Consider the following 13,178-nt stretch of genomic DNA (forward strand, 5'->3'; position numbering starts at 1 on the left):
GAGGTTTGCCGCCAACTTCCTTCAGATTCCACCTCACGGTGGACACCCTTGTCTTAGGCTAATGGTTACTACTGCCTTCACCATTCGGGACTTTAACCCTAGAGATAACGCCCATGCTGGGCGCACATGAAAAAGGAGTCTTCCATATGGAGGACTCCTCTTCAATATTGCTATCCGGCTGACAAGCAAAAAACAGACCTATGCTTGGAAACAAAGGTCTGCTCCTGTGAATTATTCACTTAAATCAGCATTGTGGTAAACCTGCTGCACATCGTCCAGGTCTTCCAGTGCATCAATTAATTTTTCAAATTGAGCTTGTACATCTTCTGGCAGCTGTACTTCATTTTGCGCCAGCATGGTTAGCTCCGCTACGGAGAATTCTTTGATTCCAGCATTTTTGACAGCTTCCTGTACAGCGTGGAACTGATCAGGCTCTGCATAAACGATGACGGTTTCGTCCTCTTCTACGATGTCACGTACATCTACATCAGCTTCCATCAAAATTTCGAGCACTTCGTCTGCAGATTTGCCCTCGAAACCAATTACAGCCGTAGCATCGAACATGTAGGCAACCGAACCACTTACTCCCATGTTTCCACCATTTTTATTGAAGGCAGCACGTACTTCAGAAGCTGTACGATTAACATTATTGGTCAGCGCATCTACGATAATCATGGAGCCATTTGGTCCAAAGCCTTCATAGCGAAGCTCATCGTAGTTTTCCTCTCCGCCGCCCTTTGCTTTCTCAATGGCGCGGTCAATAATCGCTCTCGGTACGTTGTACGTTTTGGCACGCTCCAGTACAACCTTCAAGGCACGATTGGACTCAGGATCAGGTTCACCCTGCTTGGCAGCTACGTAAATCTCTTTCCCGAACTTCGCGTATACGCGACTGGTACTCGCATCCTTGGACGCTTTTTTCTCCTTGATGTTATTCCACTTACGACCCATACAGTCCCACTCTCTTTCCTTACACGATTAAATGAATGAAATAGAAAACTAGTCTCTCCTGTACTTTTACAAGAAAAGATTATACATCAATTGAAACGTAATGTTTGCAGTAAATCAGAAAAAACTAGGTCATCTCGCAAGCTTTTGTGAGCATACTCCTAGTGTGCCTTCTTATATTATATCATTTTCAGGGGTACCTACTCTAGAGGTGCGTCAGAAAAACCCGCAAAGCGCTGATGAACGCAAGCGTTGCTAGATAAAAGAGAGTAGCTATCTGGATAGGCGTGATCGGTTTCCACGACTCTTTCAAGCGTCTTTACTTGGTAGTAGGCTCGTTTACCTCGTTTTCGTTTGAAGCAAGCAGGGGAAAACCAGCACGACTCCAGAGCCATAATGGCGTATGTACGTCAATCGGTGCGAAGCTGCTGCCATGAAGCGCTCTCTCCCAAGCACTGGCTACTGCTTGCCGATCTTGAGCGGTTCCGCGTAAAACCTCAGACGTGCAGAGTCCCAGCTTTACCGTTGCTTGCAAAATGTGCGTATCTGGTGCAATCGTAATCAGCTCGCGAGACTTCCAGCTAATCCCCACATACGACTCCATGACATACAGCCAATAATGAAAGAGCTTCGGTCCCGACAAATAGGGAAAATCCGTTTTCCGTTGCATCTGCATAATCCTTTGCAGCTGTGCGATATCGTAATCTGCTGATTCGATCAAACCTAAAACATCCATTTTCCCAGAAGATCGGACGATACCACTTGCGACGCGATGCCATATTTCCGGATGGCGATTGGGCTGGAGGGCTACACGGTGCCGAAGTAACACATGGCGCAGATCCTCCAAGCTGCTACCTGCTACCGTTTGTGGATCAAAAACCCAGCGAGAAGGTTCGTCGAGATAGCATTCTGCAATCCCTTTCCAGAGTGTATATGAATTTCTTTGGTAGTTCAGTGACATTCCTAGCGTCAATACATTTGGCCATTCGCGCTTGGGTATCGTTCCGATCAGCGCATCTTCGGGCATGACCTCACCGCCCAAGAGACCGTCGGCATGCATTTGGACTAATTCTTCTACCTTTCGGATCAAATCATCATTTCTCATCATACTCCCCCATGCTTGTATCTTATACGAATTCTCTCGAACAAGAAATGTAACTTAACGCTATCGAAGCGTACAATCCGATCCAACTCGAAAAAGGAGCCCCTTACCAAAAGGCTCCTTTCCTATTTGGGACAACCCTCTACTTACAAGTGCCATCCCGTTACATTCGCACACATTCACTCAGGAGAGTCTTCTGATTTGATCCAATACACACAGCGATTGTCGCCTTTCAGGATATGCTCGCCTCTTGAGACCTGCGTACCGTCTCCAAGAACGTCCTGGAACATTTCCAGCTCTTTCTTGCAAATGTCCGTACAGGCTTTGGCTGCCTCGCAAATCGGACAATGCTTCTCCACAAAGTAAAACGAGCCATCGGGATTCTCGATAATTTCTGCCATATATCCTTCAGCTGTTCGGGATTCCGCGAAAGCCTCTAATTTTTCCTTCAACGGAAGAGTCACCAGTGCTTTGCTCTGATATTCCTTGATTAGCTTGCTGTTTCGGATCTCCAGTAGCTTATCTAAGCCTTCTTCTCCGAACGCTTCCTTCATTGATTCGATCAAGCTGACTGTAAGATCAGCGTACCCATCGGGAAAAAGCCGATTTGCCTCGGTGGTAAGCCTCCACAGCTTTGCAGGTCGGCCCATCGCTCTGGCTTCTTCCGTAAATGTAACCAGCTCTTGCTCCTGCAAATCGTACAAATGTTGGCGTACAGCCATCGCAGTAACTCCAAGCTCGCTTGCCAACTGATTGGCATCCATAGGTCCGGCATGCTTGAGCAATTTTACTATGGCTCTTCTTGTTCTTTCGGCACCTTCTTTTGCCTGAGAATTCGCTTTTTTCATTGCATTCACCTTCATCTTTGGCTCTATCGACATTATAAAGAAAAATATTGACAAAGTCAAAATCGTTGGTATATTTTGTTTGTACAGATTTAACTTTATAAAGAATTTAGTTTAAAAACATCCAGATACGACATGAACTTTACCATTCTTGAGGGAAGGTGAACATTTTGTCATCTGCACAAAGCATTTTTGGACCACGCTATCTCGCATTATCGATTGGCATTATTTTGGCAGCAATGACGATCGGGTTTGAAGGTTTAGCCGTAACAACGGTTGCCCCCGCCATTGCTGGAGATTTGCAAGGACTTCACCTCTTCGGCTGGATTTTCAGCGCTTATCTGCTAGCACAAATTGTTGGTACGTTGGTAATTGGTCGCCAAATTGACAGGAGTGGGCCGGCTTTGCTTTTTACGATTGCCATTCTCTTGTTTGCAATTGGCCTAATCGTAGCTGCCGTCGCAACAAACATGTATGTGCTGATCGGCTCGCGCGCGCTGCAAGGCTTTGGAGCTGGCGCCATGTATACGTGCATATACACAGCCATCTCACTCAGCTATCCGGATGAGCTACGGGCCAAAATATTGGGTGCACTCGGGACAGCCTACGTTTTGCCTTCGATGCTCGGTCCATATGTTGCTGGTGTAATTGCCCAGCAGTGGTCGTGGCGATTTGTTTTCTGGGGCGTACTTCCCTTTTTGCTTCTCGCAGTGATCCTCAGTCTGCCTGTTTTTCGCAAACTAAAAATACCTCGCGTCCAAGCCAGCAATGAAGCAGGCGGCGTGGTAGGTCTGTCTGTTCTGCTTGCCATCGGAACCGGACTGTTCCTGAGCGGGCTTGGCATGCTTCCGAAAGCTTTAGGCATTGTACTTTTGGTAATTGGCCTCGCTCTCATGATACAGCCGTTACGAAAGCTTCTTCCCTCTGGCACGTTTACATTTCGCTCAGGACTATCATCTCTCATTGCCTCTCGCGGATTGTTTTTTGCAGCATATGTGTGCACGCAGAACTTTTTAGTGCTTGCTTTGACAAATACAAAAGGATTATCTGCTGACTCAGCCGGGCTGATTGTAGCTAGCGCAGCTCTGAGCTGGTGCATCGTAGCCATCTTGCAGGCACGCTGGGACGCGGCAGATCAGGGAAGAGGTCGAAATAAACGAATCATTGCTGGTATCCTGCTGATGATTCTCGGGATCGCCATCATGGTTTGGGTGCCTGCCCTCAATATCGTGCTCGCAGTCATCGGTGAAATCATTGCGGGGATTGGCATAGGCTTGGCTCATACCATTAGTGGTACCCTTGCCTTCTCCTTTTCCAAGGAGGGGGAATCCGGGCAGGTTTCTGGAAGCTTGCAATTTGCCGATTCGTTTACGCCTGGTGTAGCAGTTGGGATTGGCGGGGATGTCCATGGAGAATGGAATTACAGTAGCTATGGTGTTTAACCTGCTATTGGTATTGCTCAGTTTGTTTGCGAGCGGGCGAACCAGGCATGCCCAATCGGCAAACCACTCCTCTTGATGCAAAAAAAGGGCTGCCTCTTAGCAGCCCTCCTACAAAGCCTTATCATTTAATTTTCTTTCAATCAAGTACCACAATACGTCTGGTAAGGGCGATTCGAGCATGGCGGCAGTGCGGCATATTCCTCTTGTTCAGGGGAGTATGCGTACGGGTTTGCCAGTACAGCGAGCAAACGCTTCATCACACTGTAGTCGCCTTTTTGTACCGCCGCCTCCAGCGCCTCTTCTACCCGATAGTTGCGTGGAATGACCGCCGGATTACTGCTGCGCATGAGCTGAAGAGAATCAGCCTTTGACTCCTCCTGTCTTGCAAGCCTTGCTTGCCACTGCTCATGCCACTGAGTAAATTCCTCAGCGCCAAAAAGGGGCATTTCCTCCGGCTTCTCCAAGGTCAATGCTCGGAATGTATTTGTAAAATCTGCACGCTCTTTTTGCATGATACCGAGTAAGCCTTCTATCAATGCTTCGTCCTCGGGCTCTTCATTGAAAATACCCAGCTTCGCTCTCATCCCGCTCACCCAGTTGCCGCGATACTGCTCTGCAAATTGCGAAATGGCTTCCTCTCCCAATTTAAGAGCCTGCTCTTCGCTGCTATCCAATAGCGGCAACAAGGTTTCGGCAAAACGTGCGAGGTTCCAGACAGCAATATACGGTTGATTGCCGTATGCATAGCGGCCTTGCGTATCAATGGAGCTGAAAACCGTCTCTGGGTCGTAGTCATCCATGAAGGCACAGGGTCCATAATCGATCGTTTCTCCACTCAGGGCCATGTTGTCCGTGTTCATTACCCCGTGAATAAACCCGACGAGCTGCCATTTGGCAATCAGCGCAGCCTGACGCTTGATTACCTGTTTCAGTAAGAAAAGATAGCGGTTTTCCTCAGCCAGCCCTTCTGGATAATGTCTTTCCAGCGTGTAGTCAGCCAGAGCTCGCAGCTCCTGCTCCGAGCACCATGCCGCAGCGTATTGAAAGGTACCTACACGGATATGACTAGCTGCCACACGGGTCAAAACAGCCCCCGGCTGCACCGTTTCACGATAGATTGGCTCACCTGTAGATACAACCGCCAAGCTTCGTGTGGTAGGAATCCCAAGTCCATGCATCGCTTCACTGATGATATACTCGCGCAGCATTGGTCCAAGTGCCGCTTTCCCATCCCCTCGACGTGAATAGGGAGTTCGCCCTGATCCCTTCAGCTGAATATCAAATCGTTCACCTTTCGGGGTAATTTGTTCGCCTAACAGCAGAGCCCGCCCGTCTCCGAGCATCGTAAAGTGCCCGAATTGATGGCCCGCATATGCTTGTGCAAGCGGAAAAGCTCCTTCTGGAGTTTCGTTTCCAGCTAGTACGTCAGCCGCTTGCTCTAGTCCCTGAAAATTCAAGCCCAAGGCTGCTGCCAATGGTTCATTTAGCATGATGACCTGTGGCGAGCCTACAGGATTTTGATTAACCTTGGTAAAATAAGTAGTTGGCAAACTCGCATAACTGTTGTCAAAGTTCCATCCTGGCTCAACTCTCGCTTGATTATCGGTCATGGCAACTCCTTATAAACGATATTTTTTGGCACTCTTCTTTCCACCTCAAGGAGCCTTTTTAGTGTTTACTTCTTCCAATTTATTATAAGCCTTTTGCTACCCCGCGTCCTGACATTCTCATTATCAGTAACACTTTAGCAGCTTCGCTTACTGGTTATAGTTGAAAGAAGATATCTATATCGTTTTCTACCGTCAGGAAACGCGAGCAGCTCCCGTCTGGGCTTTTACCAGGGATAGAAACTCCAAACTAGCTATTGGAGGCAGACGCTCGAATTAGGTACACACATTGCCTCGCACCTTTGGCTACACAATCTGGCCGCTCTACCTGTGCTGCAAGCAGCATTTGATAGGAGCTAAGCTCTCTTTCACAAATCACTTCATAGCGATTCGCAATTTTAAAGTAAGGACAATTATGCTGGGTCATCGAAAAGGTATTTTCGCTATGCTGCTCCCATTTGGTCATGAATCCATTCGCATCCTGAATTTCTGCCAGCTCTGCCACTCTGTCAGAAAGGTCCTTGCCTTGCATTCTGGCTTCATATCTTTCCAAAAATCTTTCCTGCTGTCTTTTGAAAAAATCGGAGAGTCTGTCTTCTCCCTCTTCGCTGGCCATATGGTCAAGCAGTTCCACGGCTAATTGCCCGTAATCACTAGGAAACTGCTCCTGTCCAAGTAGCGTCAACGAATAATAATGCATCGGTCTGCCAGGCTGATGACGTCCCAGGCTGTATTGCACGTATCCGTCCTTTTCCAGATGAACCATCTGTCTGCTTACAGCCACTTTCGTTAAACCAAGCTTGTGCTGAAGTTCTTTTGTACTCATTTGGCCGTTCGTTTTTAGCAATAAAAGAATATAGTCACGTGTCGATAATCGCTTATTCATACTCATTCATCGACTGCCACAAGTACCAGGCTTCCTGTGGCAGTCATCCCTCCCTTCGTAATCAGCCTGACATCCGAGTTGTACCCGAAACCAAGCTGGTATTTATATTCTGGCTGGATAATCGGTATACAACGAGCTTTCCAACGCCTATGCAAAAGGATTCGGCAGGTTTATTTTTAATACTAAACTTTTTTGTTGAATATGTTTAATTTATTGTATTATACTGTTGGTGAATTGTCGAGGAATCATTTTCCTAAAAGGTGGGTGAGATTATGCAGCATGAGCTGTCCTTTCGCGATCCTGAAACGGAAGTAATCTGCAACGAAGCATTAGCCCGTCACACAACTTGGAAAATAGGTGGCCCGGCGGATTATTTGCTTATCCCAAAAACAAAAGCTGGTTTGATCGAAGCAATCCAAACCCTCACTTCTCAGCATGTGCCTTGGCTGATTCTCGGCAAGGGCTCGAATCTTCTGGTCACCGACAAAGGCTTTAGAGGCGCTGTCATAAAATTGAATCGGGCTTTGGATTTCATTCGAATTGAAGGAAACATGGCTCATGTTGGTGCTGCCTATTCCTTGATCAAGCTAGCTGCGCTTACAAGCAAACACGGCTTGAGTGGTTTCGAGTTTGCCGGAGGAATACCGGGAACAGTTGGCGGGGCTGTGTATATGAACGCCGGAGCAAACGGTGCAGATATCTCGCAGATTTTCCAATCAGCTGAAGTGATTCTGGAATCAGGAGAGGTAGGCAGGATGTATGCCGATGAGCTGCAGTTTGCATACAGGCATTCGGCTCTGCAAAAAAAACGTGCGATCGTCACCGAAGCGAGCTTTCAGCTAGCTTATCAGGATAGTGACAGCATCAAAAAACGATTCAATCAAAATAAAGAAACACGAATGAGGACGCAGCCCCTTCCGTTAGATTGTGCAGGCAGTGTATTCCGAAATCCTCCCAATGCATATGCAGCCAAGCTGATCGAAGAAGCTGGCTTAAAGGGCGTGCGCTATGGCGACGCCGAGGTATCGAGCAAGCATGCCAACTTTATTATGAACATGGGCCATGCGAGAGCTGCTGATGTTCTGAATCTGATTCAACATATTCAGGAAAAGGTACACGCACAGTATCAAGTTCAGCTGGTTCCAGAAATCATCGTGGTAGGAGAAAAATAAAAACAGATACTTTAGGAGGTATTTTCTGATGATCCAAATAACAGAATCAGCCATAACCAGAATGAAAGAGATGCTTACCCAGGAAGACAATGAGCAGCAGTTTGTCCGCTTTGGAGTCAAGTATGGCGGGTGCTCCGGCCTCACATACGGACTAGGCTTCGATAACACTAAGCAGACAGATGATACGATTATCGAGACAAATGGCGTACAGCTAGTGGTCGATGCAGAAAGCTATCCATACCTGGATGGAGTCGAAATTGACTTTGTCGAAACAGGAATGATGGGTGGCTTTACGATTCAAAATCCGAATGCCAGAGTGACTTGTGGATGTGGCAGCAGCTTCCGTACGGCACTCGATCGCGGAAAAAAGGAAAAATGTGATTGATTAAATGAAAAGAAGTATCTTCTAAATCGCCGGATTGCAGCTGATTTAGAAGATACTTTCATAAAATCTTACTCAGTCTTTTCTTTTGAAGTCCTCTGACCTGCGTTGAATAAACGAGGAAATTTCCGCAATAAATTTTTCATGCTCATCAATGAACAAGTAGTGGCAGCTTTCTTCAAACACGACAAGCTCACTGTTCGGAATTTTTTCTGCCATGAGTACAGATGCCTCCACCGGAGTGATCCAATCGTGTCGGCCACCAGCAACTAATGTCGGGCACGGAATCAAATGCAGCTGATCAATGACATCAAACGTTTTTAGAAATTTGGAGCCTTCATTCGCTGCCTCAAAATTAAAGTTTGATTTCTTGTTTCGCATCCCCTGTTTTTCTTCTTCCGTTCTAACCCTTCCTCTGGTGGAATAAAAGTAGAGCGGCTCCATGACAATACTGTACTCAAGCATACGCTCCTTGCCTAACGTCCCTTCAAAGAGAAGCTTCGCAAACTTTTTCTGCTCTTCCGTGCCAATAACCTCTATTTGCTGCATCGCTTGCTGACCAAACAAATAGCTTGGATGTGTGGCGATGAGTAGCAGAGCAGCGACACGATCTGGGTATCGAATGGCGTAGCTTTGAGCGACCATCCCACCATAGGAATGGCCTAGCACGACGACTTGATCCAGACCCAAATACTTTCGTAGCGCTTCCAAGTCTTCTATATTGTTCTCCAACGTGTAGGACGATTGCGGTCCATGCTCGGAACGCCCACACCCCCGCTGGTCGATATAGATAAGCTGCATATGCTCAGATAGCGGTGTCAGAAAAGGCTTAAATCCAATGTGCTCTCCTCCAGGACCACCGTGAACGACGAAGCAAACCGGCTTCTTTTTCCACGTTCCATTGTCAGGTACTAACTCTGCCCCTTCTACGTCAAAATAGAGCTTGGTTCCATTAACTTTGGCAAACATAGCAGCTCAGGCCTCCTCCACACTGATTTCAGTGAGCCAACACTCGTTACGCTAGTAAGTAGACAAGCCTATGCCACCTCTAACTCCTCTGTTCTTGTATCCGACGATTTTTTAGTCAACAGACTGACTATGATCATCGCAATCACATTGATTAACAGTGCAACCAGACCAATATTCAAATCTTTTACGACTTGCGGGAACGTCGGGAAAAGGGTACCTATCGTCGCTTTTGTAAGAGTCGTATAGCCTACTGTCGCTAACCCTGCAAGAATACCGACAATCGCCCCTTGCTTTGTCACAAAATTATTTTTAGATAAACTCAGAATGAATGCCGGGAACAATTGTGTCACCATGCTATATCCCATCAAAAGCAGAGCTACGATGGTGTTTCCTCCCTGTAATGTAAAGTAAACAGAGATGAGAGCGAGGATTGGCACCAGCCATTTTGCTACTTTGATAATCTGTTCATCCGTTGCAGACGGAGCGAAATGCTTGTATACGTTTTTCGACAGCAGCGTTGCTGAAGTCATCAAAATCATGGAGCCTGGCACAAGTGCCGTTAATAATCCAGCTGCTCCAATCACGCCCACAAACCACGGATCAAAGGTCTGCATAGAAAGCTTCAGTAGAGCAAGGTCAACATCCGAGCCTTGCAGCCCCGGTACGTGAATAATCGCGGCATATCCAACAAAGATCGCACCAACAGAGAGTGCACCATACAGCGGCAGAATAAACGCATTTTTACGGAAGGTTCGCGCACTCTTCGCGGTATAGGCAGAACCAAAGGTTTGTGGCCACATATAGAAGCCGAGCGTTGTCAAAATGACAGTGGAAATAAACCATGACGCTCCCATTCCTTTTTCAGGAAGCGTGAGAAAATTAGGTTTCACTTCATTCACAGCCTCAAACATCGGCTGGATACCGCCAAAATAGTGCAGTGGAATGTAAATCCCGATGAACAATGCAACTAAACCGATCATGATGTCCTTTAATACTGCAGTCCAAACGGAGCCGTGAATACCAGAAATCATCACATAGATGGTGACAGCCACAGCGCCGATCCAAATTGCCACCGTAGGTGAAATCGAGCCGTACGAAGTAGTTGAAACAATAATCCCCAGACCTTTGAATTGAAGAATCAAAAATGGAATCAGTGCTAACACGCCAACGATGGACACCAACACCCCGAGCAACGGGCTCTTGTACTTCTTCACATAAAAGTCTGCCTGCGAAACTAATTTATGTTTGCTTCCATAGCTCCAAACAGCAGGATAAATCCAGTAAGAAAACAAATACCCCAGTGCGGCAAAGGCGATTCCATACAGCGCGGGTCCGCCCATTCCATACGCCCAGCCGCTAGAGCCGAGGAAGGTAGAGGTAGAGTAAATCTCCCCTGCTAATAAGATCATGATGAGGATCGGGCCGAATCCGCGCCCCCCTACTGTCCATTGCTCGAGGTTCATATCCTTGCCTCGTGTCGCCCTGATCCCGAGGAAAAGGGAAAGGAACAAGAAACCGAAAATAATGACAAGCGCGATATTCATTATTCTTCACTCCCTTTGTTTGCTGGGTCTAGTTTGTAAATGATAAAGGCGATCAGAGCGGTAAAGATCAGCCATGAAAAATTCCAGAAAAAGAAGAGCGGCATCCCGAGAATGTACGGCTCAATACTGTTCGCCCAAAAAGGACCACCCAAGATGGCGATGACAGGAATAAGCGCCAGCAAGTAAATTGCTTTCATAAGAGACCTCCTTTGTTTGGATTTATTTACCCGAGAAACTTAAATACAGCGTTTGCAAAGATTTTCACGCCGTAGTCAAATGCGTCTTCGTCCACAGTGAACCGAGGATGATGGTGTGGATAGACAATGCCTTTTTCCTCGTTTCTAGCCCCGATTAAGAAATACGCGCTAGGGGCTTCTTTTTGGAATGCAGAGAAATCTTCCGCTCCCATGCTCGGTCTTTGGATCTCAATCGTGTCTTCTCCGTATACTTCACGAACGGTATCTTCAATCACTCTCGTCACTTCGTCATGATTAATGACGGGCATGTACCCGTTTAGGTACTTGAACTCGTATGTGGCACCATGCGCTTCCGTAATTCCTTTTACAATTCGTTCCATTAAGACGGGTACCGAAGCACGTACTTTTTCATCAAAGCTACGGACCGTTCCATTAATCTCAACCGAGTTGGCAATGACATTCGCAGCTTCTCCCCCCACGAATTTACCGATGGATACAACCAAATTGTCGAGCGGATCGATATTGCGCGAAACGATATGCTGCAGGTTGGTAACCACTTGTGCACCGATCGTGATACTGTCAGTCGTTTGATGCGGCATGCCGCCGTGTCCGCCCTTTCCGTTGATCGTAATCCAGAATGCATCTGGTGCCGCCATCATCGGACCGTACGTAATGCCTACTTTGCCGAAATCAACATGAGACATCAGATGCGCGGCAATAACAAAGTCGACGCCTTTCATCACGCCTGCTTCTACCATTTCCTTTGCGCCGCCCGGGAAGTATTCCTCGGCATGCTGGAAGAAAAAGCGCACCTCACCTTTGATCTGGTCTTTGAAGGCGGATAACACTTTCGCTGCTCCCAGCAGCATCGCTGTGTGCCCATCATGTCCGCAAGCATGCATTTTTCCAGGAATTTTCGAGGTAAACTCGAACGTATTCTCCTCCTGGATGGGAAGTGCATCCATGTCTGCGCGGATGCCGAGTGTTTTGCCTGGCTGCGAGCCGATCAATCGAGCCATTACGCTGTATTTTGTAGGACGGGTTACTTCGAGATTCCCAAAAGAGCTTAAGGTGTCATAAACAAACTGAGATGTTTTTTCCTCTTCAAAAGAAAGCTCAGGGTTTTCATGGAGATATCGTCTCCACTGGATGACTTCTTCCTTTACGTTTTCCGTTGCCGCTTGCAGAGCAGCTGATCGATACATAGAATTGTTCCTCCTTGTGAAAATGGTATGATGTTATTCCCTCGCCGCTTGCACTCGCTACCGTTCACGTTCAGTAACCGTTTACATCTTTGTGCTGCCTTTACGCTTTGAGGTATGTGAAATGCCCCTGATTTTATCGATCATTCCTCTCTGTCAAGAAAGTGAACAAATTTCTAACGCGTATTTCTTGCATGTTTGATGCCAAGTCACTCTTCACTTGATGCACATAGCAAAATTTTGAACGTTACACCGATGCTAATGCTCAATTAGTAGGGTCTTTTACACATTTATTCGTTTTTTCACAAATAAAAAAATTGCGCCTTTCTTATTATTTTTTTGAATTATTTTTGCATGCTCTCGTATTTCAAACAAAAAAGAGGGGAAAATTTTCTCCCTCCTCTTGTTTAAAATTTTTACCTTATCGCTACTGCCAATCCTCCCGCTTAGTCTCAATGGAGAGCCCTTCTACGTATTTACGATTCATCATTTTTCTTTTTTTACGATTTTCTTTTGTCTCAAACACAATGTCCATATCATAATCGTTTGGATAGAGCTCCTTTTTCTCAATGTGCAGGGCCATTCGCTTCTTGTTAATTTTGTATTTCTGATTTTGTATCATGACTCCGACATTTCCTTTTGAATCCTCAGCAGCAAACACAATACCCGTTCTCCCTAAATAGGAAATGAACACGCAATCCCCGATTTCAAAAGGCCTTTGAAGCGCAGGAGCTGTTGCTTCTGACGGTTCGGCTAGCTCTGTCTCTGTGTCATCCACTTTTTGCACATACATCTCAGACTGGGTTGAGCTGTGAGTAGCCGCTTCATTTACGCCATCGATTACGTCCGCGTCATCCAGCTTCTGATCGCCATGCTCCTGAT

The 13,178-nt window shown here is 46.7% G+C and carries 13 protein-coding genes and 1 pseudogene; 3 read left to right on the forward strand and 11 right to left on the reverse strand.

Going from position 1 to position 13,178, the window contains the following annotated elements; translation table 11 throughout:
• Positions 1-231: 231 nt before the first annotated feature.
• The 3 genes from C3B52_RS32585 to C3B52_RS32595 form a co-directional block, all read right to left on the reverse strand.
• A complete protein-coding gene (locus C3B52_RS32585; protein ID WP_103110506.1) occupies positions 232-951 on the reverse strand; it encodes a YebC/PmpR family DNA-binding transcriptional regulator in 720 nt (239 codons plus the stop codon).
• A gap of 316 nt (positions 952-1,267) precedes the next feature.
• Positions 1,268-2,053, reverse strand: coding sequence for a hypothetical protein (locus C3B52_RS32590; protein WP_103110507.1), 786 nt, complete (start codon positions 2,051-2,053; stop codon positions 1,268-1,270).
• 176 nt (positions 2,054-2,229) lie between these two features.
• On the reverse strand, positions 2,230-2,898 hold the full coding sequence (locus C3B52_RS32595; protein ID WP_103110508.1) for a helix-turn-helix transcriptional regulator: 669 nt from the start codon (positions 2,896-2,898) through the stop codon (positions 2,230-2,232).
• A 167-nt stretch (positions 2,899-3,065) separates the two neighbouring features.
• Here C3B52_RS32595 and C3B52_RS32600 point away from each other — a divergent pair, with 167 nt between their 5' ends.
• Positions 3,066-4,337, forward strand: coding sequence for an MFS transporter (locus tag C3B52_RS32600; protein WP_306418843.1), 1,272 nt, complete (start codon positions 3,066-3,068; stop codon positions 4,335-4,337).
• 140 nt (positions 4,338-4,477) lie between these two features.
• On the opposite strand, the gene C3B52_RS32605 is transcribed toward C3B52_RS32600, so the two are convergent.
• The 3 genes from C3B52_RS32605 to C3B52_RS36960 form a co-directional block, all read right to left on the reverse strand.
• Positions 4,478-5,947, reverse strand: coding sequence for a protein adenylyltransferase SelO (locus C3B52_RS32605; protein WP_103110509.1), 1,470 nt, complete (start codon positions 5,945-5,947; stop codon positions 4,478-4,480).
• A 247-nt stretch (positions 5,948-6,194) separates the two neighbouring features.
• Positions 6,195-6,836, reverse strand: coding sequence for a helix-turn-helix transcriptional regulator (locus C3B52_RS32610; RefSeq protein WP_103110510.1), 642 nt, complete (start codon positions 6,834-6,836; stop codon positions 6,195-6,197).
• Positions 6,833-6,985, reverse strand: coding sequence for a hypothetical protein (locus C3B52_RS36960; RefSeq protein WP_164685017.1), 153 nt, complete (start codon positions 6,983-6,985; stop codon positions 6,833-6,835). Before C3B52_RS36960 ends, C3B52_RS32610 begins: the two co-directional genes overlap by 4 nt.
• A gap of 117 nt (positions 6,986-7,102) precedes the next feature.
• Here C3B52_RS36960 and murB point away from each other — a divergent pair, with 117 nt between their 5' ends.
• Positions 7,103-8,002: a UDP-N-acetylmuramate dehydrogenase gene (gene murB, locus C3B52_RS32615; RefSeq protein ID WP_103110511.1), complete on the forward strand. Its 900-nt coding sequence runs from the start codon at positions 7,103-7,105 to the stop codon at positions 8,000-8,002.
• A 28-nt stretch (positions 8,003-8,030) separates the two neighbouring features.
• Positions 8,031-8,387 (forward strand): HesB/IscA family protein, encoded by a 357-nt coding sequence (locus C3B52_RS32620; RefSeq protein ID WP_103110512.1) that lies wholly within the window; start codon positions 8,031-8,033, stop codon positions 8,385-8,387.
• 72 nt (positions 8,388-8,459) lie between these two features.
• Here C3B52_RS32620 and C3B52_RS32625 read toward each other — a convergent pair whose 3' ends face one another.
• The 5 genes and pseudogenes from C3B52_RS32625 to C3B52_RS38410 form a co-directional block, all read right to left on the reverse strand.
• On the reverse strand, positions 8,460-9,353 hold the full coding sequence (locus tag C3B52_RS32625) for an alpha/beta fold hydrolase (RefSeq protein ID WP_103110513.1): 894 nt from the start codon (positions 9,351-9,353) through the stop codon (positions 8,460-8,462).
• A gap of 68 nt (positions 9,354-9,421) precedes the next feature.
• Complete coding sequence (locus tag C3B52_RS32630; protein WP_103110514.1) at positions 9,422-10,897, reverse strand: sodium:solute symporter family protein; 1,476 nt, start codon at positions 10,895-10,897, stop codon at positions 9,422-9,424.
• Positions 10,897-11,094, reverse strand: coding sequence for a DUF3311 domain-containing protein (locus C3B52_RS32635; RefSeq protein WP_103110515.1), 198 nt, complete (start codon positions 11,092-11,094; stop codon positions 10,897-10,899). Before C3B52_RS32635 ends, C3B52_RS32630 begins: the two co-directional genes overlap by 1 nt.
• 26 nt (positions 11,095-11,120) lie before the next feature.
• On the reverse strand, positions 11,121-12,299 hold the full coding sequence (locus C3B52_RS32640) for a M20 family metallopeptidase (protein WP_103110516.1): 1,179 nt from the start codon (positions 12,297-12,299) through the stop codon (positions 11,121-11,123).
• A 424-nt stretch (positions 12,300-12,723) separates the two neighbouring features.
• Positions 12,724-13,011, reverse strand: a pseudogene (locus C3B52_RS38410) (endonuclease MutS2); the annotation flags it as partial.
• Between the last annotated feature and the right edge of the window lie 167 nt (positions 13,012-13,178).

The organism is Brevibacillus reuszeri (genome assembly GCF_002897295.1).
Lineage (GTDB): Bacteria > Bacillota > Bacilli > Brevibacillales > Brevibacillaceae > Brevibacillus > Brevibacillus reuszeri_A.